Source organism: Proteus hauseri, assembly GCF_004116975.1.
Lineage (GTDB): Bacteria > Pseudomonadota > Gammaproteobacteria > Enterobacterales > Enterobacteriaceae > Proteus > Proteus hauseri.
On record NZ_CP026364.1, the window covers coordinates 948531 to 965347 of the forward strand.

General features: G+C 38.7%; 12 protein-coding genes. 4 read left to right on the forward strand and 8 right to left on the reverse strand.

What is annotated here, in order from left to right; all coding sequences use genetic code 11:
- Positions 1–343: 343 nt before the first annotated feature.
- The 3 genes from nadR to serB are packed head-to-tail and all read right to left on the reverse strand — an operon-like array spanning position 344 to position 4023.
- Entirely contained in the window at positions 344–1588 is a 1245-nt protein-coding gene (gene nadR, locus PH4a_RS04430; protein WP_064721120.1) for a multifunctional transcriptional regulator/nicotinamide-nucleotide adenylyltransferase/ribosylnicotinamide kinase NadR, read from the reverse strand.
- 11 nt (positions 1589–1599) lie between these two features.
- The gene (gene radA, locus PH4a_RS04435; RefSeq protein WP_064721121.1) at positions 1600–2991 is read right to left on the reverse strand and encodes a DNA repair protein RadA; all 1392 of its coding nucleotides are present in this window, start codon (positions 2989–2991) and stop codon (positions 1600–1602) included.
- A 54-nt stretch (positions 2992–3045) separates the two neighbouring features.
- Positions 3046–4023: a phosphoserine phosphatase gene (serB, locus tag PH4a_RS04440; RefSeq protein WP_129038050.1), complete on the reverse strand. Its 978-nt coding sequence runs from the start codon at positions 4021–4023 to the stop codon at positions 3046–3048.
- Between the two features lie 109 nt (positions 4024–4132).
- On the opposite strand from serB, the gene PH4a_RS04445 reads away from it, so the two are divergent.
- The 4 genes from PH4a_RS04445 (at position 4133) to PH4a_RS18235 (ending at position 11557) form a co-directional block, all read left to right on the forward strand.
- Positions 4133–4948, forward strand: a complete 816-nt coding sequence (locus PH4a_RS04445) for a YtjB family periplasmic protein (protein ID WP_341868152.1) — start codon at positions 4133–4135, stop codon at positions 4946–4948.
- Between the two features lie 238 nt (positions 4949–5186).
- The gene (locus PH4a_RS04450; protein WP_129038052.1) at positions 5187–6728 is read left to right on the forward strand and encodes a YjjI family glycine radical enzyme; all 1542 of its coding nucleotides are present in this window, start codon (positions 5187–5189) and stop codon (positions 6726–6728) included.
- Positions 6700–7566, forward strand: coding sequence for a YjjW family glycine radical enzyme activase (locus tag PH4a_RS04455; protein ID WP_129038054.1), 867 nt, complete (start codon positions 6700–6702; stop codon positions 7564–7566). Before PH4a_RS04450 ends, PH4a_RS04455 begins: the two co-directional genes overlap by 29 nt.
- 421 nt (positions 7567–7987) lie before the next feature.
- Positions 7988–11557 carry an autotransporter outer membrane beta-barrel domain-containing protein gene (locus PH4a_RS18235; protein ID WP_244212932.1) on the forward strand — a complete coding sequence of 1190 codons (3570 nt, stop codon included), beginning with the start codon at positions 7988–7990 and terminating at the stop codon, positions 11555–11557.
- 120 nt (positions 11558–11677) lie between these two features.
- Here the strand turns inward: PH4a_RS18235 and PH4a_RS04465 are convergent, their stop codons facing one another.
- From PH4a_RS04465 to PH4a_RS04485, 5 genes are all read right to left on the reverse strand, one after another.
- Positions 11678–12304 carry an ATP-binding cassette domain-containing protein gene (locus tag PH4a_RS04465; protein ID WP_129038056.1) on the reverse strand — a complete coding sequence of 209 codons (627 nt, stop codon included), beginning with the start codon at positions 12302–12304 and terminating at the stop codon, positions 11678–11680.
- Positions 12305–12374: 70 nt separating this feature from the next.
- Positions 12375–13166, reverse strand: coding sequence for an ATP-binding cassette domain-containing protein (locus tag PH4a_RS04470; RefSeq protein ID WP_064721133.1), 792 nt, complete (start codon positions 13164–13166; stop codon positions 12375–12377).
- Complete coding sequence (locus PH4a_RS04475) at positions 13160–13972, reverse strand: ABC transporter permease (RefSeq protein WP_064721134.1); 813 nt, start codon at positions 13970–13972, stop codon at positions 13160–13162. The genes PH4a_RS04470 and PH4a_RS04475 overlap by 7 nt, the downstream gene beginning before the upstream one ends.
- Positions 13969–14952 (reverse strand): ABC transporter permease, encoded by a 984-nt coding sequence (locus PH4a_RS04480; protein WP_164971524.1) that lies wholly within the window; start codon positions 14950–14952, stop codon positions 13969–13971. Before PH4a_RS04480 ends, PH4a_RS04475 begins: the two co-directional genes overlap by 4 nt.
- Positions 14937–16520: an ABC transporter substrate-binding protein gene (locus PH4a_RS04485; protein ID WP_129038058.1), complete on the reverse strand. Its 1584-nt coding sequence runs from the start codon at positions 16518–16520 to the stop codon at positions 14937–14939. Before PH4a_RS04485 ends, PH4a_RS04480 begins: the two co-directional genes overlap by 16 nt.
- Positions 16521–16817 lie beyond the last annotated feature (297 nt).

Here is a 16817-nt window from a genome sequence, read left to right on the forward strand (position 1 = left end):
AAAATGTGGATCCTCACACCTTATGGCAAAAGAAATACACACAAATCAATCTATACCTAACATCTATAATAGAGATCCAAAATTAATTTTCAGTAACCTTTTTCACCTTATTGAAAAAAATAGCATTATTATGTATATAACTCTTTTTACAGTTTTTTTTATGTATTTTTCTCTTTTAATAAGCGATTTAATTTTGAGAAGCAATCAATCATGGAGTATCTACCCGCAAGATTAATCATACTTCGTTTGAGATGGTGGTAATTGGAAGGATGGTAAAGGACATAATTTTTACGTTATTAATAACAACGCCATTTAAATAGCGTTGTTATATTTGGATATAAATCTATTCAATATGCTTTGATTGCATCATTAATAATTCTCTGACTAATTCAACGCAACTAAGAAAACGTTCGTCATAATCAGGCGAGTTCACTTTAATATATTCAATACTGTTTTTATCAAGCATTTCCATTAATAACGTTTGAAAACGACGGCGGTCTTTTTCACTACCCAGGCTGCGCAACCCATCAGCCACCCAAGGGGTGTTATTTTCGAGTAAAATCACTAAATCAAACCGATATTCATCAATAAGTGCTTGAACAAAGGGGTGTTCTTTGTCTTCATAACGCAAACAAAATGCTTGAGTCGTAACAAAATCCGTATCAATAAAAGCAACTTTGTTGGCATACTTAACCGCAAAATCAATATATTGTGCTTGTCCTAATGCGATTTTATCGTAGTCGGAATATTGCAATGCCATTTCATCGCCACCTAAATGGGAAAAAACATAATCACGCCCATATTCCCACGCACTTGTGGTATTAAAAATATTAGCGAGCTTATTTACTAAGGTTGATTTCCCACTCGACTCCCCCCCTAAAATAGCGACGGTACGCACAAAGAAAGGTTTTACTTCAGTAGGAATATATTCCCAATATTTAAAAGGGGCTTGGCGAATTTGTCGGCCACTGATATTCATAAATGAACGTTCAGGGTCAATCAGTACCGTTTCAATACCTAAAAAAGTATTGTATTGATGCGCATCATCACGTTCGCTGGTATAAACAAAATCTGGCGTTATCTGTTTTTCATTTAGAAACGCTTTAATACCTTCACTCCACACTTCCCAACCATCTGGCTGCGGCTCAATACCATGTTCATCAAACTCATGAATACGAATATTTTTTTGATATTTAAATGTTTGTAATAACCAACGTAATCTATCGCTAACCGTAGGCTGCTGTGACATAGCACTATTAATAAATAGCTCTTTATCACGTGGATCGTCGTGACATAAAATAACGTGTAACTCATCAACTTGGCTACATGCTCTTTGAATAAGATAAATATGCCCTGTATGAAGTGGGTAAAATTTACCGAAAATAACACCAATAGTTTTCTTTTTTATTGGATACTCTAAGCCTAAAAATTGATGCAATGCAGACATTTTTTGAGCACTGGGACTCTTAATTTTATTATTAATAAGTTGGCTAAGATAACCTTTTGTCATATCACTTTCATCAGCAACTTGCTGTAAGGTATAACCATTTTTTCTAATAGCCTGTTTGATATAATCAAAAGATCCCATTCTATGTTCCTTTAGTTGTCTTCTAAATCGTCAAGTACTGATAACGCATCTGATAGTTTTTTTACGCCATAAACTTTCATATCAGGGGGATTTTTCTTTGGCATATTCGCTTGCGGAACAATAGCTCGTTTAAAACCATGTTTTGCTGCTTCAGCGATACGTTCTTGCCCACTTGGCACTGGACGAATTTCTCCCGCCAATCCAACCTCACCAAAAATAACTAAGTCTCGTGGTAAAGGACGATTACGAAAGCTAGAAACTAAAGAAGATAACAAGGCTAAATCTGCACTCGTTTCTGTGACTTTTACACCGCCAACTACGTTAACAAAAACATCTTGATCAGACATTTGTAATCCACCATGACGATGTAATACCGCTAATAATATAGCTAATCTATTTTGTTCTAAACCTACAGCAACCCGGCGAGGATTCGATAACATCGAATGATCGACAAGTGCTTGTATTTCCACCAGCAAAGGTCTTGTACCTTCCCATACAACCATAACAGAACTACCTGATGTCACTTCATCACCACGACTTAAAAAGATAGCCGATGGATTACTCACCTCACGTAAACCTTGTTCTGTCATGGCGAATACACCCAGCTCATTGACCGCACCAAAACGGTTTTTATGACTGCGTAACGTTCTAAAACGCGAGTCTGTTTCACCATCTAACATAACCGAGCAGTCAATACAGTGCTCTAGCACCTTTGGCCCCGCTAATGTGCCATCTTTGGTTACATGACCCACCATAATAATGGCGATGTCATTGGTCTTAGCAAAGCGAGTCAAATAAGCCGCTGTTTCTCGTACTTGCGCCACACTACCGGGGGATGATTGAATATCTGCCATATGCATAACTTGAATGGAGTCGATCACGATTAATTTTGGTTGTTCTTGTGATGCAATTAAACAAATTTGCTCAATGCTGGTTTCTGACAGCATATTCAGTTCGGCCGTAGGTAATCCCAATCGATGTGCTCGCATGGCTACTTGTTGTAATGACTCTTCACCTGTGACATAAAGCGTTTTCATTTCGGTTGCTAAGCGGCACATGGTTTGTAGCAACAGTGTACTTTTACCTGCTCCTGGGCTCCCACCAATTAAGATGGCACTACCAGGCACAACACCGCCGCCTAATACGCGGTCAAACTCTTTAAATCCGGTTGAGAAACGCGGTAACGCTTCTAAACTAATTTCAGATAGCTTTTGAACCCGACTAACACCTTTTGCATCACCCGCAAATCCGCTAAAGCGCTCATTACGAGAAGAAGGGGCAGCCGCAAGACGTATTTCTGTTATTGTGTTCCACGCATTACACGCAGAGCACTGTCCTTGCCAACGAGGATAATCTGCACCACATTCGTTACATACAAAGGCTCTTTTTGCTGCTTTTGCCACACTTCTCTCCCGTTTATGACTCAAATCCTAAATTACAGCTCATGCCAGAAAAACTTAGCGTTCTTCGTGTTTTAAACCACCACTTAAAATACACATTACACCCATTAAATCGGCATGACGAACAGCGACTTTTGCCTGCGCATACACTTTTGGTTTTGCATGATAAGCAATACCTAACCCCGCTTTCCTGATCATTTTTAAATCATTTGCACCATCGCCAATAGCAATGGTTTGTTCCATTGGGATATCTAAATCTTTCGCCAATCGCGCAAGCACTTGTGCTTTATATTTGGCATCAACAATTGTACCTTTTACTTTGCCCGTTAATTTACCATCTTTAATTTCAAGTTGGTTGGCAATCGCGGCCACTAAACGTAATTTTTGTTTTAAGTTATCAGCAAAATAAGTAAAACCGCCTGATGCTATTGCAATATGCCAGTCCATTGCTTGGAGCTTACGAACTAAGCTGGTTAAACCCGACATCAGTGGCAAATCTTCCATTACTTTTTGTAAAATAGCGGCATCGGCCCCTTCAAGTTGCGCGACACGCAGTTTTAAGCTTTCACTAAAATCCATTTCACCTTGCATTGCTCGTTCAGTGATTTCAGCCACTTTATCGCCAACTCCTGCAAGGCGCGCAATTTCATCAATGCACTCAATCTGGATGGCGGTTGAGTCCATATCCATCACTAAAAGCCCCGGTGAGCGCAAACGCGGAATTTCACCCAATGGCACGACATCTAAACCACATTCATCCGATAAACGGCGAATACGACGCGTTAAACTGCCAGCAATTCGAACAACTTGATAATCATCAATACGCCATGAAGAGACCACAACAATAGCGACACCCAGTTTATGTTGGAACTCACTTATTCTTTTTTTATCGAGTTCACGTCCATAAAGTAACCAACCGCTATCGCCAGCACGATAATCAAGTGGCATCACTTCTTCACCACTTAATGATAACGGTAGACCCGGCCATTTACGGATCTCATCCGGTAAATAGCAATAGGTCAGACTATTTGACATACTTATTCTCCTGTTTTCCCCTGTCGGAACAAAATAATCGTTATTCAGCCTATTCTATCTCTGGCTCATCTGGCAACATGCATATACTTGCTTACGCAAAAGGATGAACATGCTTAAAGATAAACTAAAATTCAAACTACAAAAAACGGCGATTATACTGATTTGTATCGCATTATTGGCATTTCTTATGCAAGGCGCGTCTTATTTTAGTCGTGCTAATCAGCATGCCCGTATTACTCAGTTTGAAGAGCTTGCTAAAACGCTGGCAGAACAAGTTGCGTTCTCTTTATCCAATTATATGGATGACAGCAGCAAAGATAACGTAAATCCCCTCATTATGGCTAATTTAAATCATCTGACTCACAATAGTCGGGTGCTTGATGCGAGTCTCTATTTGGAAGACGGTACACAAATCGCCCATAGCGGTGAAAATGTCACCGTTAAAGAGCGACTCGCATTGGAAGGGCAAAAAAGTGGTGGTTCATTTAATCATCAGCTTGTTGTACCTGTACCAGGTAAAGATAAACCTAAAGGCTTTTTAAGACTCACTTTAGATACCCACCAATTAGTGACCGAATCAAGCCAAGTCGATAACACCACTAACTTATTACGAGTTATGTTATTAGTCGCATTGGCCATTGGCTTTTTGTTATCTCATAATCTTTTGCAACTTACGCCCGTCCATTGGCAACAATCGCCTTATTTACTCACGGCAAATTTGTATTCTCGCCCTGAAGAAGAGGAAGATGGAGAGGAAAAAGATGAGAATAATGCAAAAAAAAATAAAGATGAGAACAATACTGAATTTAAAAAGCCCATCGATATAGAAACGGATAACAAAGAATTAGCCGTAGATAATAATGCTCAAAAAGATGTCAGCGATGATATGGAAAAAATCGACAGTCTGAAAAATAACAAGACATAAAGCATCTATTTAAATTTATAAGAGCTAGCCAATTGAATTTAATCATTTTATTGCTAGCTCTTTTTTATTTTTAAAATACGTTTAATCGTATATTAGCGTGAAAAGTGAGTCTTTTCGTGCTATTCCCTTAATCTTCAAAGGGGATTTGTTTAATATCACAGAAATACCTTTATCGATTCATTAACCTAAAAGAATAAGCTTTAGATCTTTTTCTCGTTCTTTAAGTACCGAGGTGGTTATGACTGAACAATCTGTTATCCAACGTTGTCAACAAATCGTAGAAAACCCAACCCTTTCCCCTGAACAAAAACGTCATTTTCTCGCTTTAGAAGCTGAAAATATGCTGCCTTATCCTGCACTTCCTAAAGATGCAGCTAGCGCATTAGATGAACGGGTCATTTGCGATATGTATGAAGGTCATGCACCTTATAAACCTCGTTATGTATTACCTGATTACGCAAAATTTTTAGCACAGGGTTCTCACTATTTAGAGCTAGAACCTGCACAAGATTTTGATGATGCTTTAAATATGCTGACCATCCTTTATCATCATGTTCCATCAGTTACCTCAATGCCCGTTTACTTAGGGCGTATTGATAAAATTTTACTACCTTATGTCGGTTCTCTTACCGAAGAACAACTTTACCCTAAATTAAAACGTTTCTGGCGCTATCTTGATAGAACACTGCCTGATGCATTTATGCATGCCAATATTGGTCCTGAAGACTCGATTATTACGCGATTAATTCTAAAAGTAGATGTCGAGCTGCAGCAAGTGGCTCCTAACCTCACTTTTATTTATGACACTAATTTAACGCCATCTGATTTATTACATCAGGCAATCACCAATATTTGCCATAGTAGCAAGCCCCATATTGCTAATGGCACATTACAAGATGCTGTATTTGGGAAAGATGAATACGGTATTGTGAGCTGCTATAACTCATTACCACAAAGTGGTGGCGGTAGTACGTTAGTGCGTATTAACTTAAAAGAAGTGGCAAAGCGCAGCCAAAATAGCCAAGATTTTCTTGAAAATATATTGCCGTTTTATATGCAAAAACAAATCGAGATTATCGATGCTCGCTGCGAATTCCTGTATGAAAAATCAAACTTCTTTAAACAAAGCTTTTTAGTGGAAGAGGGTTTGATCTCACCGGATCGCTTTGCCCCTATGTTTGGTATTTACGCAATGGCAGAAGCCGTTGCTCTGTTGCTCGAAAAAGAAGGCAAAAATGCGGCTTATGGTGATAATGAATCAGCCAATCAACTTAGCTATATTATTAGTGAAAAGTTAGCGCAATTTGTTGCGGATACACCGGTAAAATATGGTTGGAAACAACGCGCTATGCTACATGCGCAATCAGGCATTAGCTCAGATATTGGCACAACACCTGCAACGCGTATTCCTTATGGTAAAGAGCCAGATCCTGTTACCCATTTAATAACTGTTGCACCACATCATGCGTTTTATACTTCAGGCATTAGCGATATTTTAACGGTAGATGAAACCATTAAACAAAACCCTGATGCATTGATGCAACTCTGTTTAGGCGCTTTCGCTTCAGGATTAAGAGAATTCTCAGCAAACGTGGGTGGAAATGATTTAGTACGAGTCACCGGTTATATGGTGCGCTTATCTGATTTGAAAAAATACAAAGAAGAAGGTTCTCGTTTAAACACCACTTGGTTAGGCGATGAAGCCACCGCGAACTGCCATATTACTGAGCGTAAACCACGAGTTATCAGTTATGAACAGCAGATGCGTTTCGATAAATAAAATTCTGCCTTTTTCTTGTGTCGATGGCCCGGGCAATCGCCTAGCCATCTTTTTACAAGGGTGTAATCTGCGTTGTAAAAATTGCCACAATCCCTACACTATGGGGATCTGTGACAATTGTGGTGACTGCATTCCCACTTGTCCTCAGCAAGCACTTACTCTGCAACAAGGAATTATCAGTTGGAACAGCAACAGCTGTGAACAATGTGATACTTGTATTCAACAATGCCCCCGCCAATCTAGCCCAATGACATTAAGTTATACCGTTGATGAATTAATCGCTATTACACGTAAATACGCTACATTTATTAATGGTGTAACAGTAAGTGGTGGCGAATCAACACTGCAACTTCCCTTTCTTATTGAATATTTTAAAGCAATAAAACAGTCTCCCGATCTTCAGCATCTCACTTGCTTAATTGATAGCAATGGCACGCTTTCTATTAACGGCTGGCAAAAAATCGCACCTTATATGGATGGGACGATGATCGACTTAAAAAGTTGGAGTGAAGACTCACATCGTTATTTAACGGGTCGAGGAAATAAACGAATTAAAGAGTCAATAAAATGGTTAGCGAATAATAAACTACTTACAGAATTACGTCTTTTATATATTCCGGGAAAAACGGATTATTTAGAATATATAGATGAACTTTCTTCCTTTATTAATTCACTTGGTGAATCAATACTAATTAGGATTAATGCATTTCATCAACATGGCGTCTATGGTGTTGCCAGTACGTGGAATAGCGCAAGTAAAGAGAACATTGAATTATTAAAAGAAAAGTTAAAATTAAAAGGAATTGATTTAATTAAAACACCCAATATTTACTCATAATAATAATCCACATATCATTATTGTATATTAAATTCATTTCATTTTATCCAATTGACTTTAATTAATGCAGAAGTTAACCTCCTACAGAAAAATCATTTAATGGACTCCTGCAATGAAAATAAAACATAAGTCAATATTATTAATACTGTACTCCGCATATATATACCCTATTAGTTCTTATGGTGATTATAAGATACAAGATATAGGACATTCAATTTATAAACCCTTTAGTATTTATGATGGTGCCAATCAATACTACTATTTTACAGATAATAGATATAAATATATTAAACATCGTCATGGTAAAATTTTAGAAAAAGACAATTATATCCAGCAACTATTCACTCCATTTGGAAGTATACATATCTATACAGCAATAAATAATCACACTCTTTCAATATATAATAATATAGCAGATGATATGAATCGTAGCATTCGACAAGAGATGCCCGCTTTTGATGCTAGAAAGCTGTTCGCCTTCAATGAAAATTTCTTACCAAATGAATTATTTATTAGTCTAGACAGCGGTAAAACCATAAAAAAAATAAATAAAGAAAACAACCCACAATTAGATACCCTTTATCTGTCTCATCTTTCTGAAAATGGAAAAACACTTGTCGGTTATGCCACAGAATCTAAATCCATATTAGATAATATTATTAAGAATAATCATATAGAGGGGCATAGAAATGATTGCTATGGATACTCTGAATGTTATGCATTTTCCTATAACATAAATAATAATACATTTTCTGTTTTAGAAAAAAACATAGCCATTAAATATTTAACCAAAGATGGTAATTTAATTTTATATAAATATAAAACTTATAATAAAGAAAAATCATACATATATAATATAAATAAAAAGGAAAAATTTGAATTAACAAACAATAATATTAATAAATATTTAGCCAATCACCCAGAAAAAGATATCCTACTTTCATCAATAACTGAATATCCATTCTTCAATGGAATCAAAAGAAGAAGTATTGATATTCAAAAAATCAGTGATAATGGTCAAGTATTTATTGGTCAACTCAATCGAGATCTTTCCAATAAAGAACTAAAAGAGGGGAATTATCCTAAAGTTGCGTTTGTTACCACCAAAGAGGGACCAATAAATGAAATTATTCGTTCTAACTTTGGCTCTTCCAAACTCACGGCTATTTCTGCAGATGGAAACAACAGTGTTGGATGGACAGAAGTCTGGCACGATGATTATCGAATAAATCTACCTCATGAAACAAAGGGGTCCTCTTCACTTTTTAGTCAAGCGATACGCTATAACTTATCAGAAAATAAACTTATTAATATTGGCAACCTTTCCAATAAACGTAACGAAACAGCATTTAGAAATTCAAGAGCTACTGATATTTCAGCTGATGGTAAATATATTGTAGGGTGGTCTGAAACTGACGATTATAATTACGATTCCATTGAACAAAATAGGTCAAAGGGAAAGAAAATTAAAGGGCCAGCAGCCTATATCATTTTTCATCGCCATGGTTTTGTTCATTTTAATAACAGAATGTACGACTTAGGAACACTTACTAATGGTAAAGATTCAGAAGCACGTGCCATTACTGATGATGGAAGAATGATTTATGGTTTAGCGACTGATATAAACAATCATTGGCGTCAAGTTATTTGGGAAAACGATCAAATCAGTGATAAATATTTCAATGCTGAAAAACAAAAAATTGCAGATGAAAATGCAGAACAAGACCGCCTAAACAAAGAGCGCGCAGATGCTAAAGCAGAACAAGACCGACTAAACAAAGAGCGTGCAGATGCTAAAGCAGAACAAGACCGACTAAACAAAGAGCGCGCAGATGCTAAAGCAGAACAAGACCGACTAAACAAAGAGCGTGCAGATGCTAAAGCAGAACAAGACCGACTAAACAAAGAGCGCGCAGATGCTAAAGCAGAACAAGACCGACTAAACAAAGAGCGTGCAGATGCTAAAGCAGAACAAGACCGCCTAAACAAAGAGCGTGCAGATGCTAAAGCCGAGCAAGACCGCCTAAACAAAGCGCAAGCTGAGAAAGACAAAGCAGAGCAAGACCGCCTAAACAAAGTACAAGCGGAGAAAGACAAAGCCGAACAAGACCGCCTAAACAAAGAGCGTGCAGATGCTAAAGCAGAACAAGACCGACTAAACAAAGAGCGCGCAGATGCTAAAGCAGAACAAGACCGACTAAACAAAGAGCGTGCAGATGCTAAAGCAGAACAAGACCGCCTAAACAAAGAGCGTGCAGATGCTAAAGCCGAGCAAGACCGCCTAAACAAAGCGCAAGCTGAGAAAGACAAAGCAGAGCAAGACCGCCTAAACAAAGTACAAGCGGAGAAAGACAAAGCCGAACAAGACCGCCTAAACAAAGAGCGCGCAGATGCTAAAGCCGAACAAGACCGACTAAACAAAGAGCGTGCAGATGCTAAAGCAGAACAAGACCGCCTAAACAAAGAGCGCGCAGATGCTAAAGCCGAACAAGACCGACTAAACAAAGAGCGTGCAGATGCTAAAGCAGAACAAGACCGACTAAACAAAGAGCGCGCAGATGCTAAAGCCGAACAAGACCGACTAAACAAAGAGCGTGCAGATGCTAAAGCAGAACAAGACCGACTAAACAAAGAGCGCGCAGATGCTAAAGCAGAACAAGACCGACTAAACAAAGAGCGTGCAGATGCTAAAGCAGAACAAGACCGACTAAACAAAGAACGCGCAGATGCTAAAGCAGAACAAGACCGCCTAAACAAAGAACGCGCAGAAGCTAAAGCCGAACAAGACCCACTAAACAAAGAGCGCGCAGATGCTAAAGCCGAACAAGACCGACTAAACAAAGAGCGTGCAGATGCTAAAGCAGAACAAGACCGACTAAACAAAGAGCGCGCAGATGCTAAAGCAGAACAAGACCGCCTAAATAAAGCGCAAGCTGAGAAAGATAAAGCAGAGCAAGATAATAAAGAATTAACTTCCGTAGAAGATGAATTTAAACAACTAACAAAAGAAAACAACAAACCATCAATTGTTATCAGTAAACCTATCGACATTGAAAATACTTATAAATCAATACAACTATCAGCTGAACATGGCTATAAATTGATTGATATGCAACAAGGGCAGCTACGTTACCTTACCTCTTCAATCTGTTCTGTTGGTAATGAAAAAGCCTGTATTAGTGGCTTTACCCATTATCAAAAATTAAATAAATCAAATGCAGTACAAACAGGAATAAGTGGTGCTTATCGTTTTGATATTAATCGAGTTCCTTTCGTTATGGGGTTAGCAATTGATACGGATGTATATTCATCATTACCAAAAGGATACCAACACCAAGGATATCCATTACCGCTTATCGGTTTTAGCCTTGATTTAATACCTTCTTTAAATAATGAACTGATTAGTAATGCATTACATTTATCCTTAAAAGGCGCTTATTTAAATCGCAAAGTATCAATTGAACGTCAGCAGTTAGAAGACACTGAAATGGGTAAAGGTAATGCTAAACTTTCAGGTTATCATATTGAGTTACAAGGCTATTATCCATACTCAGCAACCAATGAACTGATATTAACGCCTTTTGCGGGTATTACATTTAATGAAATTTCTCGATCTGCGTATAGTGAGACAGAAGGTGCTAAATTTATCGCTCATTATGAAAAACTAAAAGAGCAGGCTCTTTCTGCTAAATTAGGCGTAAATCTAGATTATTTATTAACCCCATCCCTCACGCTGAATACAAAAGCAGGTATGTTCTGGCAATTATCGCAACAACAGCGTGATTTCCGCAGTCATATTAAAAATTTAGGCCAGCAACATATTGAATATGCAGAAAATAAAAAACAGTTAAAACGACGTCCATTCGCTAATATTGGATTAACGTATCAAATTGATAAACAATCATCAGTAGGTACATCAGCAAATTGGGAAATAACAAAGTATCGTTATCACGATATGCAGTTTGGTGTTAATTATACTTATCGCTTCTAATATTTAATCATTGATGAGATAAAAGCAGATCTTCCTACGCGTTAATGTGTAGGAAGATTTTTCATTTTCAGGAATTAAATTAAGAGATTAAAGTGGAAAAATATCTGATTAAAATAACAATTAATCACTTGTTGTAGAAAAACCTTTTGTTTTATCAACCCACCAAACTTTGGTTGATACTTTTTCTAAAAGCGCTTTATTGTGGCTAAAAATAATCAAACTTAAAGGGCGACGCAGGCTCTCATTAATTAATACTTGCCAAATTTCAGCTTGAATTTTTGCATCTAATTGCGCAGTGACTTCATCAGCAATTAATATTTGTGTGCGTGGGTCAAGCGCCCTTAATAATGCAATGCGCGCTAACTCACCACCAGATAATTCATTAGGCCTACGCGATAACCATTCTGATTTTATTTTTAGTTTTTCAAACCAACTTTCATCAGGGCACCACGCATCACGCACACTATCGCCTGTAGCACGAAAAGGATTAAAACATTTATCTGGATGTTGAGGCACTAACTGAATTGGGCAATAACCTTTGCTAGGCAATGGTTGTTGATTAAAAAGAATTTTGCCACTTGTAGGTGCTTGCCACTGGGCTAATACTCGCCCCAGCGTTGTTTTACCCGTTCCACTAGGTGCTGATATTCCTAACCTCTCTCCGGCATCTAAAGAGAACGAGAGGTCTTGCCATAACAGCTTACCTGCTTGCTTAACAGATAATTGTTGTAGCTCTAAAAGCGCCATAGGAATAACTCCAGTAATAATCTATTTCTTGATATATTTAAAAATAAAACAGATAAGCTGACTGCAATAATTAGTTTAGTGAAGTTTCATGTTGAGATAAGAACTGCTGCTCCGGTAACGCATTCCACAGTGTTTTCAGCCATTCACTGCCTTCATAATGATGGAGTGAAACGGCAGGAATAATTTCATTAAGCTCCCCCTGATTTAGCACCGCTATCGTATCAGCAAAACGAGCCGCTAATGCAAGATCATGAGTCACCCACAACACCGATTTGCCTTGATTACATAGTTCTCGCAAATGACCTAATAGCAAGCTAGCGTGTTCGTCATCAAGCCACGATGTTATTTCATCAGCCAATATATATTGTGCGTTAGATAATGTCGCGTTACATGCCAAAATTCGCTTTGCCATTCCGCCAGAAAGTTTCGCTGGGTAGGTTTTTACTAATGAGCTAGAAAGATGATAAAGCCCAAGCTGCTCGACAATATCTTCGGTTGTGATATCAGCACCACTTAAACGCGCAGAACGGCTAAGCTGCTCACCGATACAAATCAATGGATTTAATGCCGTCACACCTTGTGGAATATAACAAAAAGTATTGCCACGATAAGCAATAAGTTCTCTTTCTGTTAATGTGTGACCGTTTAATTTAATTGCACCACGAACACGCATATTAGCGGGCAAAAGCCCTAACGCACTTTGCAGTAATAAGCTTTTCCCCTCTCCACTGCCACCCACTAAAGCAAGCATTTTCCCGGGTTTAATATCCAATGATATCGATTTCAGTAAGGGTTGCCAGCTGCGTTTTCCTAACCAACGAAACTGAGCAATATCAATGGAAAATTGTTCAAAACTTAACATCCTGCACCTCTTAACCAAAGCTGTTGCATCGCTTTGGCAAATTGATCAAATATCAATACCAGACACATTAAAATTAACCCCGGAAATACCACCATCCACCAAGAACCCGTACTTAAATAACGTAGAGCATCAGCCAATAACAAGCCCAAAGAAGGCTCATGCGCGGCTTGCCCAAAACCTAAAAAGCTTAATGCTGCACTATGTAATACCGCATGCGGAAACATCAGCAATGTACCAACAATCCATTGTGGTAATAGCATGGGCAGATAATGTTTTCTCACACATTCAAATGGCGAATTACCAATACGACGCGACAACATCACATAATCAGCTTCACGAACCCGCTGAATTTCGCCACGTAAAATTAGTGCTAGCTTAGGCCAGTGTGTTAATGCTACAGCCCAAATAACGCCTTGCTGACCACCGCCTAGAGTAAAACAAATAAGAATAAGCAACAGTAAATGCGGTAACGCTAAAAGGGTATCAACAATCCCTCTTACCAGAAAATCACAATATGAGTTAATCGATGAAATACCAGCAAAAATAAGTGCTATCGACCCACTCACTACAGCACTGGTTAAACCGATATTTAAGCTACTTAACATACCTTGAAAACAGCGCAGCCAAAGTGAACGACCAAGATTATCAGTACCAAACCAATATTGTTCAGAAGGCGCCTGATTTCTTGCCAAAAAGTCCATTGCAATATCGGTATGAGAAACCGATATTCCATACAGCACCAGCCCAATCAAGGCGAGAGTCACTAATAAAAGTCGCAATAGAGGCTTATTTGGGTCGTAAATCATGAGTCTCGTAAAATTCCTTTATTAATACGTCGCAATAACGAATTAGAAATAGTGTTACCAATAAAGATCAAAATAGTACTGAAAACCACAATACCCATTAGTAGTGGAATATCACCACGTAATCCTGCATCGACAGTCGCTTGTCCTAAACCAGGATAAGCAAATACTTTTTCAGCTAATAATGAGCCACCAAGAAGTTCACCAATTGATGCAAACTGTAAGCAAAGTGCAGGCGTAATGGCATGACGTAGAACATGAAATATCATCATAGCCCAACCTTTATCACCTTGCGCTTTAGCAAAATGGATAAACTCACTCCCCATTACTTCCGCAACTTTAGCCCGAGTGTGAAGTGCAATATTGCCAGTACCTAATAATCCAAGTGCGATCATAGGTAAAATAAGGTGAGATAACCGCTGACTAACCGTTGCAGCTTCAGCACTACTTCCCATAGGCCAAGCACAGCAAATTGGTGCCCAATGTAAGGTGACAGAAAATAGTGACAATAATAATAAGCCAACCCAAAATGTGGGTAATGAAGCCAAGAGATAAGAAAAAGTCGAAATTATTCTATCTGGCCAACGGTTAAGATAACGCCCAGCCACTAATCCCATTAAAACACCAATGGCACCAGAGAAAATCCATGCTGAAAATAGCAAAATAAACGATGGCCCTGCACGCTCTCGAATAACATCAATCACAGGCATGTTATAAAGCATCGAATAGCCAAAATCCCCCTGAATAATCTGGCTAAACCAATACCAGAATCGCATCCAAAGAGGTTGGTCTAATCCCCAACGAGCCGCAATCAGCGGATATTGCTCGGGTGGCACATTGAGCAAATCACTGCCGATATACGCCTTAATGGGATCAATAGGCGAAAAACTTAACAAAATAAAAACACCCGCTGTTGTTACCAACAGCAGGCATAAGAGCCGCAGGAAAAATCCCGCACTTTGACGTATTACTGACAAGTCCACTTCCAAGTATCTACACTATTTAATAATGACCATGAGCCATGAATTTCTGGTGTGCCTGTCCCTAAATCAACGCAAGGATCCGTTAAATAAGTATGTTGAACATTCATTAGCCATGCCCATGCGGCATCACCTTTCACACCCACGCCTTGTTTGCCATCCCATTCCACAGCTTTCCAATGAGGTACAGCTTCTTGCCATGTATGTGCATCCAATGCAGCTTGAAGATGCTTTTCAACTTCAGGGTTTTTGTAATAGCCCGGATTGTAATAACCCACACCCGCGGCATTTGTGCTGTAGTGATGATACAACTCCATCGGATCAAGACTACCCCAGCCAAATAGGGTTGGATTGGAGTGCATATAGCGCTCTACGGTATCCCAGCTGCCTGATTTTAGATCCATTTGAATACCCAAGGGTTGCACTAAAGCACGGATTGATTCGGCTAAATCACGACGAGTCGCATCACCGCTGGTATACCATAAGGTGAGTTTGGCTTCTAAACCGTCTTTTTCACGAATACCATTTTTATTCAGCTTCCAGCCCGCATCTTCAAGAATTTGCTTGGCTTTCTCTACATCACCGTCTTTAAATGCAGCTTCGGTTTGATCCCAAGGCAGCCCTTTTACACCGGTATAAGCAGGAATAGCGTAGCCATCCAGTACTTGTTCCGATAATAATTTGCGATCAAGGGCATAGTTAATCGCTTTACGAATAGCAATATCCGCGGTGATATCATTACCAATATCATAGCCTAAATCGTTCTTTTCACCGGATTTCACCATTGGAAAAACGATACCCCTATTCTCAACGCTTGGGCGTTCCCATAATTTGATATTAGGTAAGTTTTTCGCAATTGCAGCCGTTGCAGGTGGAATACGAACAATACCGAGTTGCCCACTTTGCGCCGCGGCAAAAGCAGCATCTTCATCAAGGAAGACAAAAATCAGTTTTTCAAAGTCGTTTTTCTGTCCAGCATAATAAGGATTAGCCTCTACTATTAGCTGCTGTCCTGGCTGAAAACTCACCATACGATAAGGGCCTGCACCTATTGGTTTTTGTGCATAGGTTTTTTCATCATATTTATCAGCGGAAACAATACCCAACGAACCTAATACATTAACGAAGGTACTTTGTGGTGCTTTTAGCGAGATGGTAACGTGCAAATCATCATCTGCTTTTGCAGTGAGGAAATTACCCATATCCACTTTACCGCCACTTGCTGCTGCATTGTTATAAGTGAAAACAATATCTTTTGCTGTTAATGGCAAACCATCGGAGAATTTTAAATCTGGCTTCAGTGTCAGTTTCCATGTTTTACCATCTTCACTTGGCTGATAATCTTTTAGCATATTGCTATACCAAGTCAGATCCGCATTTTGTTTTAATAATGGGCTATGAAGTAATAAGTAGCTACCATGACTCCAGCCTAGCATTGGATCAAAGCCCTCGGTTGGCTCTTCACCAATGGCTAATTTTAATGTTTGTGCAGATACTGTAAAAGGGGTGCTAAATGCGGCTAAACAAGTTAGTGCAACTAATGATTTCCGCCAACTAAACCGAATACACATAAATATTCTCCGATTTTTTAGATATGACTTACCACCAGTCTCTATCAGTAAAAGAAGAGGCTGAAATAAGGTAATGGTTGTTATTATGAGGTACTGCAATAACGCATGCAGACTAAAGAATTAGTCGCCAATATCATAAAGTTTTTCATTCAAAGACTCGAATAATATTAGCCATTTTATTGATTTTACATAAACTTTTACTAAGCAACACGACTCATTATGGCAAACTTCTAGCGAGGCCACATTATTTTTCTCGTAAATAAGTTATATAATTTATACTGATCCTTATCGGTGAGC

Excerpts from the sequence above, each read along its gene's own strand:
- nadR (WP_064721120.1), bottom strand. The coding sequence starts at position 1,588 with ATGGGATCTTTTGATTATATCAAACAGGCTATTAGAAAAAATGGTTAT.
- serB (WP_129038050.1), bottom strand. The coding sequence starts at position 4,023 with ATGTCAAATAGTCTGACCTATTGCTATTTACCGGATGAGATCCGTAAA.
- PH4a_RS04445 (WP_341868152.1), top strand. The coding sequence starts at position 4,133 with ATGCTTAAAGATAAACTAAAATTCAAACTACAAAAAACGGCGATTATA.
- PH4a_RS04450 (WP_129038052.1), top strand. The coding sequence starts at position 5,187 with ATGACTGAACAATCTGTTATCCAACGTTGTCAACAAATCGTAGAAAAC.
- PH4a_RS04455 (WP_129038054.1), top strand. The coding sequence starts at position 6,700 with ATGAACAGCAGATGCGTTTCGATAAATAAAATTCTGCCTTTTTCTTGT.
- PH4a_RS18235 (WP_244212932.1), top strand. The coding sequence starts at position 7,988 with ATGAATCGTAGCATTCGACAAGAGATGCCCGCTTTTGATGCTAGAAAG.
- PH4a_RS04465 (WP_129038056.1), bottom strand. The coding sequence starts at position 12,304 with ATGGCGCTTTTAGAGCTACAACAATTATCTGTTAAGCAAGCAGGTAAG.
- PH4a_RS04470 (WP_064721133.1), bottom strand. The coding sequence starts at position 13,166 with ATGTTAAGTTTTGAACAATTTTCCATTGATATTGCTCAGTTTCGTTGG.
- PH4a_RS04475 (WP_064721134.1), bottom strand. The coding sequence starts at position 13,972 with ATGATTTACGACCCAAATAAGCCTCTATTGCGACTTTTATTAGTGACT.
- PH4a_RS04485 (WP_129038058.1), bottom strand. The coding sequence starts at position 16,520 with ATGTGTATTCGGTTTAGTTGGCGGAAATCATTAGTTGCACTAACTTGT.